Raw genomic sequence first — 17,316 nt, forward strand, 5'->3', positions numbered from 1 at the left:
AACGACAACCGCGGAAGTAATGACTGCCCAAGCCCGTGTATTGGCTTTGATTTCCCCAGAATCTACGTATCTTATAGAATACCTACGACTATCACCAATGCACTCCATACGTTCGGACCGTACAGCCCTTATTTGCTGAATTTCTTCGTTTTCGCCACGCTATCGGACTCAGACGCAGCTATTTACTCAAAAGCACCCCTCTGATCCACTTTTTCAGCTCATTAAGAGCTATGCAGTCCGAAACTCAGGGGAAATGAGCGAATTAGGCGAAATAGCTGCACTATGGTCCGTAACTCCAATCGCGGGCGTAATTTTTGCTCAAACGGTTGTGAACCTCCATTGCGAGCATACTTACCGGCAATTTCGGCGCCCGTAACCACCACGCCAGCGTACTAACCACCAGCAACAGACTCCAAAAACTCAACGTAAGTAGCAGAAGCAAAGGCATAAACCGGGTGTCATTAACTCAGATTATCCCTCTCCTGCTGCATAAACAGCGTTATATGGCGTATTGATTATAGCTGTACGCTTTAGTGATAACGTATAATTTCGGATGATCAAGCTTAGCTTTGGTCAAAATCGATCATATAAGGAGAGGTTTTAATCATTGAGAAAACAACAACGTTTGTTAGCCATGCTCGTAACCTTCCTGCTTTTGTGTTCCTCTTTTCCGTTATCGATGTTTGCAGAGGAAGCACCTGATCCTTATGAAGGAATGATTAACATTCAAAGTGAATGGCAAGGCAGCGTATTTGGTGATGTTGGGGGGCAAGACAAGATTACTGCGGCCAACTTTGGCATTACGGAGAACACGGATGGATCAGCAACACTGCGAAGCTCGAACGATAGAGGTAAAGTATCGGGCAGCACGGAAGGTATCGCTTATTACTTTAAAGAAGTTGATCCAAGTGTTAATTTTGAGTTAAAGGCAACGGCTCACGTGGATGCTTGGACAGCCAATAACCAAGTTTCCTTCGGAATAATGCTGCGCGGCAATGTGTGGGATAACCAATTCGGAGCCTACTCTGGAGATTATGTCGCCTTGGGTGCTTTGGATCAAGAAATGAAAGCGTTTCACAAATTGCAAAATACAAGCCTACAGAAACTTGGGTACGTGTTTGATAACGCTAATCGCCCTGCCCAAGGAGAGAATTACGAATTAAGCATCAAAAAGACCGGAAATCTGTATATTGTCCGCATCGGCAATGAAACCAAAACGATCGAAAGCTTTGACGGCTCCATTCAATATGCGGGCCTTTATACTGCTAGAAATACTACGGTTACTTTCCGAAACATTCAATTCAGTCAAGAAGGCCAAATCGAGCTAGGACCTTGGGGCTTCAGCGCCTTCGGAGGCAATACTAGTCCAGCTAAGAACCCCGAACCTATAATTGAAAGTCCAACCTCTGTAACGATAACGACTTACGGCGGCAAAATCTCCAGCAGCGATGAGGGATTATCTTTTTATTCGAAAGAGATTCCTGTGGATGCGAACTTTGAACTGAAAGCGACCGCTTCAGTGATTGCTTTTAATAGCAATAGCACTGTCAGCACACCTAACCAGAAATCCTTCGGTCTTATGCTCCGCGACAGTATTGGGACGAACGGAGATACAAGCACAACCACTTCTAACTATGCGGCGGTGGGTGCTTTGGATCAGGTAATGAAAGGTTTTTATAAAAAAGACACCCAAGTGAAGTTAAATCCTTTTAGCGATATCCAGGCCCCGTCCGCAGGAGCTGTATATTCGCTAAGTATTAAAAAATCAGGAGATACTTATCGATTAAGTGTGGGTGATCAGACCGAAATCATCACACTGGACGATACGTTCACAGATACTCTTTTTGCCGGAATCTATGTAGCTAGAGATGCAACTGTTACTTTCAGTGACATAGACATCCAGCTTGAATCCAAAATCGTAACCAGCATAACCGCTGATACGAGCGCAATGACGAAAACCACTTATCTGGTTGGTGAACCCCTTGATTTGACTGGATTAGTCGTTAAGGCTATTTTTTCTGATGAGAGTGAAGCAGTTTTGTCTTCTACGGATTATATTGTTACAGGCTTTGATAGCAGCAAGGTTGGAGAAAATATCATAACCATTAACTACAACGGTGCTTTCGTGAGCATTCCTTTGCAAATCGTTCCATTAACTATGACCTCATTATCAGTGAAGTATTATCCAGCTAAAACCGTATATTACCCAGGGGATACCTTCGATCCAGAAGGTCTTGTTCTTGTTGCCAATTATAACGACGGCTTCCTGACCAAAGAGCTGACCAGTGATCTTTATTCCCTCTCCATTAACGGACAACCGGTCAGTGATTTGTTACCGTATCTATTTACGCAATCAGGCTCCACAGCGGTATCCGTTACTACAACAGAGGCGCCGGCAATCACAACGACCTTTAATGTGGAAGTAAAAGCAGCGACGTTATCCGCTTTAGAAATTCGAAATGAACCTAAACAAACACTCTACTATATCGGTGACTCCCTCAAACTAGAAGGACTTGTGGTTTATGCTCATTACAGTGATGGTACACAGATTCGGCTGTTGAACAATGAATACAAGGTCTCTCCTCTCGACACCACGACATCTGGGGATAAAAAAATCACAATTACGCATAAAGGCTTAACAACCTCTTTTCAAGTTAAGGTCAACGTTAAAAAACTACTTGGCATCGAAGTCACCAGCTATCCTAAAACTACCTTTTTTATTAACGAAAACTTTGACAGCAAAGATCTCTTCGTATCCAAAGTGTATGATAATTCAGATAGAGAGAAGCTAAACAGCTATACGCTCGACACTTCCAAGTTCGACAATCAGGCAGCTGGAGTGTATGAAATTGGCATACTCCCTACCGATTCTTCTATTATGCCCATTACGTATTCCGTTACAGTAAAAGAAAAGATGGATCCCGTTTGGAAAAGCATTCAATTCGGTCAGTCCACTTCAGCTACTAACAATCAGACGATTGTCAACGAGGATGGATCCGCCCAACTGATCGCTTTGGAAGGCGGCGGTAAAGTCACCGAAGATCATGACGGCATTACCTTCTATTACACCGAGCTAGATGCTGCGGAAGATAATTTCGTGCTGTCTGCGGATATCCAAGTGTTGGCTTTTGCAAAAAATCCATATGACGGGCAAGAATCTTTTGGCATTATGGCACGTGACGTCATCGGCACACAAGGAAATTCTAGCGTCTTTGCATCCAATATAGCTGCCCTCGGTGGTTATAGCGGCGGGACGAAAAGCGATCTGGGCACACAGCTTTTTGTCCGTACTGGAGTTGAAAAAACGGATGGGACTGGCAGTAAAGGGATTCAAACCATCATGCTTCAAAAAGAACGTCCGGTACCTGCCAATACTGTTCCTGCAGCACCTTACCATTTAACCTTAGCAAAGACGAATAGTGGTTTTACAGGACAGCTCAATAATGGCCAGCAAGCTATTCATTTCACACCAGACATTCTAAGCGTACAGGATTCAAAAATGTATGTCGGATTCTATGCTGCTCGTTTAGCCACAATTAATGTAAGCAATATTCAATTAACAGTCACTTCAGCAGCTACAGATTCTCCTAAAATAGAACCACCTGCGACTCCCGTCACACCTAGCTTAAATATACTTTCACTAAGTAAAACCTCAGATCCAGCTTACCAAATGATTGTGCGCTCTAATGTCAACGGAACGGTGACGTTGAAGCAAGGTTCTACGATCATCGCTCAGGATATCGAGGCAATAGCTGGTAAACGTCTTTCTATTCCCACGAGACTTCTTGATCAAGGAGATACGAACTTCAGCATTACTTTTTTACCAGATGATACTCAGTATTTGACCTCTTATGAGAAGATCATCAGCAACTTTACCGTCACCCTAAAAAGTTATAACGAAGATGATGAGATCTACGTATCGCCCACCGGATCAAGCTCCGGAGATGGAACGATCAATCTCCCACTTGATATTGATACTGCGATTGATTTCGTTAAACCAGGTCAGCATATTATTGTGCTTGAGGGTCGTTATGTGCGGAAATCACCACTTGAGATTAAAAAGTACAATGATGGTAAAGCCTCCGCCAAAAAGTATATAGAAGCAGCACCAGGAGCAAGACCTATCTTTGATTTTGACAAAAAAACAGAAGGCGTTCTCTTGAGCGGAAACTATTGGCATGTGAAGGGACTTGATTTCACTCGCTCAGCTGGGAATACCAAGGGCTTTACAGTGGGAGGTAATTATAACATCGTAGAAAATAGCCGTTTCTATGCGAATGGTGACACTGGTCTACAAATCAGCCGAACAGATGGTACCGCGATAGAACTCAGTGAATGGCCTTCCTACAACTTAATTCTCAACAGTACCTCCTTCGACAACCGTGATCCATCCGACAATAATGCCGATGGCTTTGCGGCAAAATTGACTGCGGGTGTTGGTAATATTTTTAGAGGTTGTCTGGCGCATAACAATATCGACGATGGCTGGGACTTATATACGAAAGCAGGCTCAGGTGCAATAGGTTCAGTGCTGATTGAGCACAGCGCCGCCTTCAACAATGGGTTCTTAACAGACGGAACCGTAGGTGCCGGTGATAAAAATGGCTTCAAGCTTGGTGGCGAAGGCATTCATGTCACACATACCATCCGCGATTCCATCGCTTTTGGTAATGGCGCTTATGGTTTTACAAGCAATAGTAATCCAGGTGTGATCGCCATCAACAACATCGGATTTAACAATACGCGTGGTAATATAAGCTTCACCACTTATGATCACATTACTGCAGACTTTACGATTGACGGTTTCTTATCTTACCGAACTGCCAACATTGCAAAAGACCAATATCCAGCTTCTTTAGCTGCGGACAATAATTTCATGTTTGACGGTACGCGATCGGTCAATAAATCGGGTTTAGAACTGAGTGATTCTAACTTTGTCAGCTTAAATCCTGTAGTCAATTACTCTAGGGATGCTGACGGGAATATAATCTGGGGCGATTTCTTGAAGTTCATTCCTTTGGATGGGCCGGAACCAAGTCCGACGGCTTCTCCGAGTCCGACTGTTTCTCCGAGCCCAACGGCTTCTCCAAGTCCGACGGCTTCTCCAAGTCCGACGGCTTCTCCGAGTCCGACTGTTTCTCCGAGCCCAACGGCTTCTCCAAGTCCGACGGCCTCACCGAGTCCGACTGTTTCTCCGAGTCCGACCGCTTCTCCAAGTCCGACGGCTGCCGTGAGTGCAGGCAGTTCCGGAACATCGGTTGGAGATTCGGCCACTACTATACTCCATTTGGACGGTAGCGTAAGGATTGAGATACCTACTACTATGAATGGAGAAAAAGCTAGCGCAATATTGACTGAATCTTCCTTACAAAAGATTATGGCTTTAGCCAAACCTAATTCCGCAGGCCACAAAATCCTAAGAATTCAGCTCGCAGAGGAACAATCGTCAAATGTTGGCTCATTTGAAGTCACTCTCCCTGCCGCAGCATTTCTTGTTGGAGCATCCACATTGCAGCTGGAGATCAATACATCACTAGCTACCTTTGTACTTCCGGATAATCTATTCCCGGCGAAGACACTGGACAATGTGAAGACGGTTACCTTGCTCCTCAAGCCTGTCGATACAACAGGAAGTTTAAAGAAGCAATTGGGTGAAGGTTTGCTTATTGATTACGAGTTACTTTTAGATGGTACAACAGTTCAATTAGAGAGTTTAAATTCGGCCATACAAATTGGGCTTCCTTATCCAGCTGCTGTAGTTCCATTGAACAACGCCTTTATTGTAGTGTGGAACGTCAATGAGCACGGAGTCATCCAACCGGTAGTAGGCGGGAATTATGATTCAGATAAGAAGCAAGCTATTTTCTCAACAACAAATTCTTCTGGACAATACGCCGCCGTTTACAATCACAAAACGTTCAGGGACATAACTGATTCTCATTGGTCGAAGTTTATTGTAGAAGTACTAACATCAAAAGGTGTCATTAATGGTGTAACAGAAACAGAGTTTAGGCCCGACCAGACTGTTACACGTGCAGATTTCGCCCTTTTATTAGTTAGAGCTTTAGGTCTATCTGCAGCAGAAGGAAATAGCTTTGCTGATGTGTCACCTAACGATTATTTTTATGAGGGACTTATGACAGCTCAGAAATTAGGGGTAGTTACGGGCCAAACCGACGGCCTTTACCACCCTCATGACTCCATCTCCAGACAAGAAATGTTTGTTATGGCAGCTAGGGCATTGAAGGCTGCTGAGGTATGGGAATCGAATACGACCGCTTCCTCCCCCTCTGCATTAGACAGCTACACTGACCATAATCAAATTTCTAATTATGCGGCAAATGATATTGCAACGCTGGTATCAGCAGGTCTCATTAAAGGAGACTCTCAGCAGCAGCTTACACCAACTGCCCATTCCACACGTGCCGAAGCCGCCATGCTGATTTACAGAATTATGATGCAAAAATAAAAAAAGAACTCCAAGACCACTATACTCGTGGTTTTGGAGTTCTTTTTATCCTCTTCCTTCCCCCCTTAAGTCTTCTAGTTCATTTCCTTATCAGGCGGATTGGAAACCCGATACCCTTTCGGCGATTGATGGGTGATTTTCTGGAAATTCCGATGAAATGACCGTAAGTTACTATAGCCGCAAAGGTTGGCAACTTCACCAATAGTCAGATTCGAGTTTTTTAATATATAACATGCTTGTGAGATCCGATAGTGATTCAAGTAATCTGTGAAGGGCATTTTCATCAGCTGGACAAATAGCTTTGATAAATACGGGTAATCATATTGCAGATGTTTTGCTACAGCTTTTAATGTGCAATCGGCAGAATAATTTTGTTCTACAAAAAGCAGGATTTTATAGAGCACCTTTGTTTGCGGGGACTGTTTGACCGGAGCAAATGATGTCTGACAGATCAACTGCGCACATACACCATACAGGAAACTTTTCTGGCTATAAATCGAATCCAGCTTTGTACAATCAGGTTCATTCACAGCATGGAGAACATTATCATTTGGTATAAAGCTTTTATAATTCATGTGAAAATCACCTATCAATTCTGTGGAGAAGAGGATTACCATAATCTCCGAAAAATCAATCGTCTCAAATTCATGCATCTGATTAGGAAAAATAAAAACCAGATCATTTTTCTGTACCTGATAGCTTTTCCCATCAATGGAGATAGATAACTGCCCGTCGTTGACATAAATAATCTCAAATGCCCGATGAAAATGAAGTGGAAAATGATAGTTTTTCAATGGAATGAGTTTAAAGTAATCTTTTTCGCTGACACCATGTTTTTCAAAAAAGGGCCACAAGTAGATTCTCCTTCACGGAAACACTAATTTTGTCTTAAAGTGTACTATATAAAGTATAGAACTAACAACGTTATTTCCTATAATATTGGATAAAGTCAACCAAGCGGAGGTTATAGGACAATGGAATATCACGTATCAAAAACTGGTTCAGATCAAGGTCAAGGCACTCAACATAATCCCTTTTTAACCATCAATAAAGCAGCTTCAGTAGCTGTGGCTGGGGATAAGGTTATCGTTCATGAAGGGATATATCGTGAGTGGGTAAAACCAAGATACAAAGGATTAAGCGAACAAAGAAGAATTATTTATCAAGCCGCTGAAGACGAGCAGGTTGTCATAAAAGGCTCTGAGCATATACAAGATTGGCAGCAGGTTGAGAACCAAATATGGAAAGTGATCTTGCCGAACACGTTTTTTGGCAGCTTTAATCCGTATGTTGAGGAAGTGTCTGGCGATTGGCTCGTCACTATAGAGGAGACAAGACACTTAGGCGATGTATATCTAAATGGCATGTCTTTTTATGAGGTCAGTCAGTATGATCAACTGGCAGCTCCTGTCGAAAAGCTGGAGTTCAAGGATCTCTGGACACAAGAGATGGTTCCGGTCCAAAATCCAAAACAGACGACCTACGTTTGGTTTGCCGAAGTAAGCCCTGACCACACCACGATTTACGCTAATTTCCAAGGTGCCAACCCGAACAAAGAACTGGTAGAAATCAATGTACGCAGATCTTGTTTCTACCCTGAAGAAACCGGAATTGATTATATTACTGTAACAGGTTTTGAAATGGCGCATGCGGCAACACCTTGGGCACCTCCAACGGCAGACCAGCCCGGACTGCTGGGCACTAACTGGAGCAAAGGCTGGATTATTGAAAATAATATCATTCACGATGCCAAATGCAGCGCTATCAGTATCGGCAAAGAAGCTTCCACAGGCCATAATTACCGCACCCTTCGAAAAGACAAACCCGGATATCAATATCAGCTTGAATCCGTCTTTACTGCTGAGCGTCAGGGCTGGAGCAAAGAATCGATCGGTTCACATCTTATCCGCCATAATACCATTTATGATTGCGGCCAAAATGCCATCGTCGGCCACTTAGGTTGTATTTTCAGCGAAATTCATCATAACCATATTTACAACATTGCGACAAAACGGGAATTCTGGGGCCACGAAATTGCCGGGATCAAGCTTCACGCACCGATCGATACTCACATCCACCATAACCGGATTCACGATTGTACTTTAGGTTTATGGCTGGATTGGCAGACCCAAGGGACAAGAATCAGCAAAAATCTGTTCTATCAAAATCATCGGGATTTGTTTATAGAAGTAAGCCATGGCCCTTACATTGTTGACCATAATATCTTGACAGCTAAACATGCTTTAGAGAATGTAGCCCAAGGTGGAGCCTATATCAACAATCTGATCGGCGGCAGGATGGTTCATCGAAAGGTACTAAACCGGTCCACGCAATATCATCTTCCGCATAGTACAAAAATTGCCGGTTTCTCACTTATTTATGGTGGGGACGATCGGTTCTATAACAATATCATTGTTGGAAAAGACGGATGGACAGGCGTGGGAACATCACATTTCAATAACTACACCACCTCTTTGGCGGAGTATATCGAGAATGTCCATAAGTTACACGGTGATCTTGAGGAGTTTGAACTCGTTGAACAGCCTATGTTCATTAATAACAACGCTTACTTAAACAGTGCAGAGCCTTTCGAAAAAGAGAATGTAAAGCTGGTTGAAGAAAGCTTTGATCCAGACTTCTTTATTGTAGATCAAGGAGATGAGGGATTCCTTTCCATTGATCTGCCTGATAGCTTCGTTAACTTCTTAGGTGAAGTACATTCAACTGAAACTTTGCCGCGGGTGCGCATCGTGGATGCCGAGTTTGAGAATCCGGATGGCAGCAATATAATTCTGGATACAGATTTTCTGGATAAAAAGAAAGAGAATAAAAGCACTTTGGGACCTCTTACACTTTTGAATAAGGGCAAAAATTATATTAAAGTGTGGTGATCGGTAAAGCAGGTGGCTAGTCCACCTGCTTTTTTCATTGCAATCATTGAGTCTGCTACTTATTGGCCTTAATCTTTTGAATAGATACTTCGTTTTGTTCTATTATGATTTGATATTCAACAATCTCTCCTGCTTTAAATTCTTCGTTAAATTCTTTACTGACCGATCAAAGAATTGATCTGAAGGTCATGGACGATAAATAAAACGAATATAGATAAGTCTTGTGAAAAGTTATCTGAATGATACTCTAATTCAAAATAATAATCCTGCCCGTGATTACACCCTTTTCATCTCTGGAAAATTGAAGTGCCCTAGTTTCTTTATCGTCCGCACTGAAGCTTACGGAATCCGAGTAACCGATTTGCCCTTCCTCAAACATATTTTGGACAAAAAGCTTAACACTCCAGTTATCGTATTCATAATTGAAAGCCCCTTGTTCATCAACACGCACTTCCTTTACAGATTCAGGGATAATCGTGCCGGTGGAGATTTTTTTCTTCATATCCTCTATTTTTTTAATTAGTTCCTTCTCATCATCATCAATAGAGGCAGCTGTATCTATTGAAACCGCTGAATCAATTTTGCTGGCGGCAGAGGGTTCTTTCAACAGCTCCTGTAAATAGCTCTCAGCTTTGACAGGGTCAGCTTTGGTTGGGTCCAGCGGAAGTTCAAATAGAATAGCGGTTCCCTTGTAATCGTTATTAGCGCTAATTTCCCCTGTACTTTCATTATAAGCAAACGCATCTTTGCTGAAAAAAGAACTACCATTACTGACAGCTAGATATACCCCTCGGTCAGCGAATATCTCCACTCCATCACATTCAATCAGCCGGTACATAATTCCATCTATAACAGCCTCGCTATAGCCACCATTCATTGTTGTGATATTAACCTGCCATGGTTTTAGTCCCTTTATAAGCGGTGACACAAAGAATGGATCCTGGCCATACTCCGGTTCACTTGTAGCAGGCATGGGGCCACCGTCTATTCTGGCGATGGATACAACGGCATAGGATCTGTTTGGGTTAATATTCTGATCAGACTTACTAAGTTCTGAAAGACCTTCCCCCGAGACTATTCCATTCAACGTCACGTTATAATCACCAGATATAACCGATTGGTTGATTTCAACAGCATCCCTGCTTTCGAATGCTTTTGCCAGCAGTTGCTGGCCCAGATGCTCAGCAACCTGCTTGGGGCTAAATAGCTGTGTAGCTGCATAAGCCGTTAAAGACATTACAAGCGTGAATATAGCAACCATTAGTCCAATCGAAACTCTTTTTTTATAGGCTGGTTTCATTGGTTTAGTCTCCTTAAACTGTTGGATGATTCTTTCGTTTAATTCCTCTGTCGGCTCTGCTGTAGAAGCTAGCGCTTGCTTTAGCAGTTGATCCAACTTTTCGGAGTTATTCATTGGGATTCAACCTCCAAAATCTTTTTCATCGCCTTGCGGGCTTGGAAAAGTCTGCTTTTAACTGTGCCCGGTGGAATCCTTAGCGCTGAAGCAATCTCATCAACGGTCATTTCTGCGGTATAGTACAGATAGAGCGGTATTTTCAGTTTCTCATTCAGCCGGTCTGCGGCAGCATGAATCATGTGCCGAAGCTCCTGGGACAGCAATGCATCCTCTGGCATAACCTCTCCATCGGAAGTACACGCCAGATCGACCGCTTCATTATAATCTGCTGTAGGTGCAATTCTTTGCCGCCATGCCCATTTTCTGCGTTTGTTTTTGCGTAATGAGATAGCAATCGAGATAAGGAACGCTTTCGGATTTTGGTTCAGGTCCATTTTATGCCGCATTTCCATAGCTTTTAAAAAAGTCTCCTGATAGAGATCGTCCGTATCCACCCTATTCCCCGCAAGCGTAAAACAAAATGCGTAAATTGCTTTGCCATGTAATTTTATTAGGTCACTCAACTCTTCAATTTCCAAGTAGCCTACTCCTTTCTGAATGGCCATTCACCTATATATTGTCGTAACCTTAGAATCGGTTCACTATTTTGCTGTTGACTTTGACCTTAGGGTAAGGTGTTAAGTAGAGCTAGAACCAAACATCGATGTTTTGGCTTGGAAGCTTAATTAAAACGAAAAAAGGAGATGACTTTTTGCTGTCGATTGGAGAATTCTCGAAGATATGCGAAGTTTCTACGAAGACGCTTCGATATTATGATGAGATCGGATTAATTCATCCCGATGAGATTAACCCTGAGAACGGTTATAGGTATTACTCCATTAAACAACTTAAAAAAATGCTTTTTATCAATCGTCTGAAAGGTTATTGTTTCTCGCTGGAAGAAATCAAAGACATTTTACAATGGGAACAGAATCATTCAGAAGAGAAGCTCTACTCAGCCCTTAATCTCAAGAAAAAAGAAATACAGGAGAAAATAAGCGCTTATGAATACACCTTACAACAAATCAATAGTGATGTTTTAAATCTGGAGAAAGGTATTCCCATGATGTCTTACCTGAATGAGATAAAAGTAGAGCTTGTTGAAACTCAGCCTATGAATATTCTTTTTACGCGTCTGATGTTGAGCAGTGATGACTATGCGTTAGGTTATGGACATTATTTTAGCAGGCTATATGAAAAAATCGCCACTGAAAAACTCACTTTGCTCGGTACGCCAATAACGATATATCACAGCCATGAATATAATCCAGCCGGAAATGATACAGAGTTTGCCCTCCCTATAAAAGAGAGTGTAAAAGGTACAAGAGATTTGCCTGATGCTCTTTGTGCGAGATCTGTTCTTAAAGGCGCCTATTCTGAATTGACCTCGGTCTATGCTCAGCTGAGAGAATGGATAGAAAATGAAGGTTATGAATGGGTGAACTCACCTTATGAAATCTACTTAACGGACCCGACACAGGTTGCTGTGCCTGAGGATCTGGTTACCGAGGTCTATTTTCCAGTAAAGAAAAAAAATTCATAAAGGAGTACCTTTCATGCTCAAAAACAATTATCCAACTTCAGATTGGCAAATCTCAGCCCCCGCAAACTTAGGAATGGATGCTAATATGCTTTCAGAGCTAGAATCAAGGATCAAATCCGAGTATAGCAATATCAACGGGATTGTTGTGGTAAGAAATGGAACTATTGCTTATGAAAAATATTATAATGGCGCTAGCCCGAATGATACACATCATGTGGCCTCTGTAACAAAAAGTATCATATCCGCGCTCATAGGCATTGCCATAGAGGCTGGCTTTATTAACAATGCAGATCAAAAGGTACTGGAGTTTTTCCCGGACTATGTTCCAAACGCTGCTCAAGATCAGCAAAAACAAGAAATCACCTTACGCCATCTCCTTACGATGACCGCACCTTATGCTTTTGCAGATTGGCACGAACCGCTGGAGCAAATGTGTATGCAGCCTGACTGGGTAAAATATACGCTGGATATGCTAGGCCAACAAGGAACAATTGGGGATTTCAAATATTCAACCGCTGGAGCACATCTGCTTTCTGCCATCATCACGCGCAGCACTGGACAAAGTGCCCGTGAGTTCGCCAACGAACGTTTATTTAAACCTATCGGAATGAATGAAATCCCGGATTATGAGATGAGCTCATTTGGGTTCGATGATTTGTTTGGGGTTAATATGAAGGGGTGGGTGGAAGACCCAAATCGTATCACCACAGGAGGATGGGGACTTACGTTGTCTCCACGCGATATGGCGCGTTTTGGTTTATTATATTTGAACCATGGACAATGGGAGAATAATCAGATCATTTCGGAGACATGGATTGAGGAATCAACAGCGATGAACCCTAATCATTACGGTTACTTGTGGTGGCTACGCGAAGAAGACGGGGTTTACACCTACTCAGCGTTAGGTGATGGTGGTAATGTCATTTGCTGCATTCCAGAAAAAAAACTTGTCGTAGCCATCGCCTCAGAATTTACACTTCAGCCTCGTGACCGGTGGCCTCTGATTAAGGATTGTATTATTCCGTCTGTTGTAGAGTAAAGAAGATAGAAAACATGCTGGTTGCCACTACTTCATTAACAACTAGGAGAGCAACCAGCTGTCTACACTCTATATCATTTTGCTTCAAGGAAAAATAATATCGCCTTTGTTGCTGCTTACATCAAAAAATCCTACTTTGTGTTTTATAGCCAACTCCCGCATCGCCGTATAAGCTTCCTCAGCTACAGAATAAGCGAAAGCCGCATAGATGACGGATGAGCCAAGTGAGTAGTCAGTCAACCGGTTATCCGTTCCGGCTTCCTCCATCGCCTCAAAAATCTCGTCCTCTACATTCATATTAGGAAATTGCTCAGACAACTCACTATAAAAGCGTTGCAACGCCTCCGATAAAACTGATGGATCATTATAGGCATGGTCTTCCGACCACTGCACTTGCTGCTCATACCACTCCATAAACGCTGCTCTCTCTTGCGGCGCTTTAGACGTCTCGAATGCCATCAAATCATAGCTCATTTAAAATCCTCCTCTAACCCACCCTAATCGTGCATTTTCAGTTCCTATAAATTGTTGGGCTGTTTTGATTATATATTAAAAATCATCAGACCCATACTATAGAATCATGATACTTCCTCACCCGTTAAATATCATGTGAGCTCCGGTGTATCCACAAAAGTAACCACTGGCTCCATTACGCCATGTAGTTCGAATAAGATTAGCTCGTTATCACCTTGACGCAGAAGCGGCGCTGGTAAGTACAGTGTTTTAGTTGGACCCTTCTCCCAGTAGCGCCCTAAATTAAAGCCGTTTATAAAAACCTGACCTTTACTCCATCCATCCAGCTGCAAAAAAGTATCCTCAGGCTTACTGACTTGAAAGCTCCCCCGGTAAAAAGTGGGCTGCTGACGTTGCTCGCAATCTATCGGCGTGAATGATAATCCCTTAAGATGGGTTAAAGGCAAAGAACGAATCGTCCAATCATGCAGGAATTGATAGCCGAGTCTAACGCCACAGGTTATGCCTTTTGGATCACGAAGCAGCGGGCCATAATTTACACGCCCCATATTCTCCACAAGGATGTCGATCTGCAGTCCCTCCGTTGGAACCTCTAATGGAATTCCTCGCGGATCCCAGCGTTCAACTGTACCGACAAAGGCCCCATTCGCGAATACAAGCGCACGATCACGTACTTCTTGAAGGAAGAGCTCCGTACTGCTGCGGGGTCCACTGATCTTCGTCGAATACAAAATGAACCCATAATTCTGATTCAGTTTCTCCATTGGCTCGGGACATGCTCTATGTACTGGGTGAGACAAAACGTCTAACTGAGTGAACAGTGGTGCTGCTTCTGTCATCAACACATTACCATAAGCTTGTGACTTTATTAACGGCGGTAATTCCAGGGGCGGCAACGTTACGTATTTCTCAATTATTGTCCGAGCTGCATAGAATTTTGCAGTTGGCTTACCGGATTCGTCCAGCAGCGTATCATAATCGTAGCTGGTTACGATGGGCTCATATTTGTCAAAAAGATTTGCCCCATTCATAAATCCAAAATTCGTCCCCCCATGGAACATATAGAAGTTAACAGAGGCTCCTAAAGCCAGCATTTCATCCAAAGTCTCCGCTACTTCAGATTCGGGGCGTGTATTATGCGGTTTCATCCAGTGGTCAAACCATCCATTCCAGAATTCCATACACATCAACGGTCCCGTAGGCTGATATTCACGTAGTTTAGCAAAGGCTTCCTTTGCCCGTGAACCGAAATTCACCGTGGCGAACACTCCGTCAATCATGCCCCCTTGGAGCATATGATCTTCAGCTCCATCTGAAGTAAACAGCAGAACGTCCATGCCGCGGGCGATCATTCCTGCTTTTAGATCATTCAGGTAAGTCTTATCACTACCAAAGCTTCCATATTCGTTCTCTACCTGAAGAGCAAGCACAGGCCCACCGTTAGTGCTTAACAAAGGCCGCAGACGTGGAAGCAACTCATCGAAATAGGCATCCAACTTAGATAAATAGACGTTATCATTACAACGCAGCTGTATGTTATTGTCCGCAAGTAACCAAGCTGGCAATCCACCGAATTCCCATTCCGCACAAATATAAGGACTTGGCCGCAAAATCACGTGCAAACCAAGCTCTCCAGCAAGTCTAACGAAAGCCTCGATGTCAGCAAATCCAGCAAAATTGAAGCTCCCCTCTTCTGGTTCGTGTAAATTCCAAGGAATATAGGTTTCAACAGTATTCAATCCACAAGCCTTCAGCTTCAGCAAACGATCCTGCCAATATTCCGGAACGATCCGGAAATAATGAAGCGCACCAGAAAGCAACCGGATGGGTTGTTCGTCTAATGTAAAATGATCCCCTGATATGGATAACTTCCGCATATAATTTCTCCTCCAACATTGAGATAGACTATTTAATTATAGGTAATAAAAATATCAACCCATATGGACGATTCTAATGAAATATATGGAGAATTCATTGGTTGCTAGAGGCTTTTGTGATGCTATACACTATATTCATAGGGGGTTGTTACGGATGTCAAAAAGAACTCATATTTGGTTAATTACCACAGATCAAATGCGTGCGGACGCACTAGGTATCGAAAACGCTTCCGTACTGACACCTGAGCTTGACAAGCTTGCTTCGGAAGGCACACTCTTCACTGGTGCTTACTGCGCTAGTCCTGTTTGCACGCCTTCACGTTCTTCCATTTTTACAGGCAGGTATCCGCATGTTCACGGTGCCTGGAACATCGGTACCACACTCAGAGAAGACGAACTTACCTTATGCGATCATTTAAAGAAAGCGGATTATAAAACCATCGGTATAGGAAAGATGCATTTCCGCCCTCAGATGAAGGGGGACTTTTCACAAGAATATGAAGAGCCTGCTTATCGTGACCGCGGAAGAGCTTCCGATGGAACGTACTACGGATTTGATGAACATCATATTACGGAAGACAATTGTATCGGGGAATATATGGAGTGGCTTAGAGAGCGCAACCCTGAAGCGGCAGAACGTTTCAGCAAGGACCGTTACAGAGCTTCTAATGCTCAAAACGATGTGTGGGAGAGCGAAATCCCTCCAGAGCTACACCAGTCATACTGGATTGCTGAACGGAGCATCGATGTGATCCTCTCTCACAAAACCGAACAACCGCTATTTTTATGGACCAGTTTCGTCGATCCACATCACCCCTTTGACCCTCCAAAAGCTTATGCGGATATGTACGCTGACACTGACATTCCATCTCCAGCCAGCGAAGCAGACGACGTGCATCTTCGTCCTCCACATCTGCTGCGTCAGAGTCAGGGAGGATATTGGCCTGGTGGCGGTGAGGAGCATTCTCTTGATGAAGCGCATATGAAACGGCTCACCCGAAATTATTATGCGATGATTACCTTCATTGACGAGCAGATCGGACGTATTATAAAAGCTTGGCGTCAAAAAGATATGTACGATGATGTAGTCATCCTCTTCACCAGCGACCACGGAGAACTGCTCGGTGACCATGGGCTGATTTACAAAGGGCCGTGGTTTTATGAAGGGTTAACACGAATCCCGATGATCGTACGCGGTCCTGGGATTGCTTCCGGGCAACGGGTCCCTGCTTTGATGGAACATGTTGATATTGTCCCCACACTGCTTGCAGCCGCAGGTCTCAAAACTTCCTACGGAATTCAAGGTGTGTCACAGATGGAGGTGCTGGCTGGAAGAAAGTCCCATGTGCGTAATTCTGCCCTAACCGCTTATATTGCTCATGATCGCGGCATTAACGCTAAGTGTTTGCGTACAACACGCTATAAGCTGGTAATCTTCGCAGGTGAGACCTACGGTGAATTGTATGATTTGAAAGAGGATCCTCATGAGAACTCCAATCGTTTTGAAGATCCCGATTATAGTGATATTCGCCATTCGATGGTTGAATTGCTCGTCCATCGAATGATTCAAGATCAGGACCCTTTGCCTGAACGCCGGAGTAGCTGGTAAATTCACTAACCTTTCTTT

The 17,316-nt window shown here is 43.3% G+C and carries 10 protein-coding genes; 5 read left to right on the forward strand and 5 right to left on the reverse strand.

What is annotated here, in order from left to right:
- The first annotated feature begins 607 nt into the window (after window positions 1-607).
- On the forward strand, window positions 608-6,469 hold the full coding sequence (locus NYE58_RS21855) for a bacterial Ig-like domain-containing protein (protein ID WP_341003019.1): 5,862 nt from the start codon (window positions 608-610) through the stop codon (window positions 6,467-6,469).
- A 74-nt stretch (window positions 6,470-6,543) separates the two neighbouring features.
- Here NYE58_RS21855 and NYE58_RS21860 read toward each other — a convergent pair whose 3' ends face one another.
- Entirely contained in the window at window positions 6,544-7,323 is a 780-nt protein-coding gene (locus tag NYE58_RS21860) for a helix-turn-helix transcriptional regulator (protein WP_076218689.1), read from the reverse strand.
- Window positions 7,324-7,443: 120 nt separating this feature from the next.
- Here NYE58_RS21860 and NYE58_RS21865 point away from each other — a divergent pair, with 120 nt between their 5' ends.
- Window positions 7,444-9,360: a right-handed parallel beta-helix repeat-containing protein gene (locus NYE58_RS21865; protein ID WP_076277750.1), complete on the forward strand. Its 1,917-nt coding sequence runs from the start codon at window positions 7,444-7,446 to the stop codon at window positions 9,358-9,360.
- Window positions 9,361-9,607: 247 nt separating this feature from the next.
- Here the strand turns inward: NYE58_RS21865 and NYE58_RS21870 are convergent, their stop codons facing one another.
- Window positions 9,608-10,774, reverse strand: coding sequence for a hypothetical protein (locus tag NYE58_RS21870; RefSeq protein ID WP_076277751.1), 1,167 nt, complete (start codon window positions 10,772-10,774; stop codon window positions 9,608-9,610).
- Window positions 10,771-11,322, reverse strand: coding sequence for an RNA polymerase sigma factor (locus NYE58_RS21875; RefSeq protein ID WP_076277752.1), 552 nt, complete (start codon window positions 11,320-11,322; stop codon window positions 10,771-10,773). The genes NYE58_RS21870 and NYE58_RS21875 overlap by 4 nt, the downstream gene beginning before the upstream one ends.
- A 146-nt stretch (window positions 11,323-11,468) precedes the next feature.
- Between NYE58_RS21875 and NYE58_RS21880 the strand changes: the two genes are divergently transcribed.
- A complete protein-coding gene (locus NYE58_RS21880; RefSeq protein WP_076277753.1) occupies window positions 11,469-12,299 on the forward strand; it encodes a MerR family transcriptional regulator in 831 nt (276 codons plus the stop codon).
- A 13-nt stretch (window positions 12,300-12,312) separates the two neighbouring features.
- Entirely contained in the window at window positions 12,313-13,338 is a 1,026-nt protein-coding gene (locus tag NYE58_RS21885; RefSeq protein ID WP_076277754.1) for a serine hydrolase domain-containing protein, read from the forward strand.
- An 84-nt stretch (window positions 13,339-13,422) separates the two neighbouring features.
- Here NYE58_RS21885 and NYE58_RS21890 read toward each other — a convergent pair whose 3' ends face one another.
- Together NYE58_RS21890 and NYE58_RS21895 are read right to left on the reverse strand one after the other, a co-directional pair.
- Entirely contained in the window at window positions 13,423-13,812 is a 390-nt protein-coding gene (locus NYE58_RS21890) for a hypothetical protein (RefSeq protein WP_076277755.1), read from the reverse strand.
- A 131-nt stretch (window positions 13,813-13,943) separates the two neighbouring features.
- Window positions 13,944-15,689, reverse strand: a complete 1,746-nt coding sequence (locus tag NYE58_RS21895) for a glycoside hydrolase family 35 protein (protein WP_076277756.1) — start codon at window positions 15,687-15,689, stop codon at window positions 13,944-13,946.
- Between the two features lie 154 nt (window positions 15,690-15,843).
- On the opposite strand from NYE58_RS21895, the gene NYE58_RS21900 reads away from it, so the two are divergent.
- Window positions 15,844-17,298 carry a sulfatase family protein gene (locus tag NYE58_RS21900; RefSeq protein ID WP_341003023.1) on the forward strand — a complete coding sequence of 485 codons (1,455 nt, stop codon included), beginning with the start codon at window positions 15,844-15,846 and terminating at the stop codon, window positions 17,296-17,298.
- Window positions 17,299-17,316 lie beyond the last annotated feature (18 nt).

This window comes from Paenibacillus sp. FSL L8-0708, assembly GCF_038009325.1.
Lineage (GTDB): Bacteria > Bacillota > Bacilli > Paenibacillales > Paenibacillaceae > Paenibacillus_AQ > Paenibacillus_AQ odorifer.

Coding starts and splice junctions, on each gene's coding strand:
- NYE58_RS21865 (WP_076277750.1), top strand. CDS start 7,444: ATGGAATATCACGTATCAAAAACTGGTTCAGATCAAGGTCAAGGCACT.
- NYE58_RS21890 (WP_076277755.1), bottom strand. CDS start 13,812: ATGAGCTATGATTTGATGGCATTCGAGACGTCTAAAGCGCCGCAAGAG.
- NYE58_RS21885 (WP_076277754.1), top strand. CDS start 12,313: ATGCTCAAAAACAATTATCCAACTTCAGATTGGCAAATCTCAGCCCCC.
- NYE58_RS21875 (WP_076277752.1), bottom strand. CDS start 11,322: ATGGCCATTCAGAAAGGAGTAGGCTACTTGGAAATTGAAGAGTTGAGT.
- NYE58_RS21895 (WP_076277756.1), bottom strand. CDS start 15,689: ATGCGGAAGTTATCCATATCAGGGGATCATTTTACATTAGACGAACAA.
- NYE58_RS21870 (WP_076277751.1), bottom strand. CDS start 10,774: ATGAATAACTCCGAAAAGTTGGATCAACTGCTAAAGCAAGCGCTAGCT.
- NYE58_RS21900 (WP_341003023.1), top strand. CDS start 15,844: ATGTCAAAAAGAACTCATATTTGGTTAATTACCACAGATCAAATGCGT.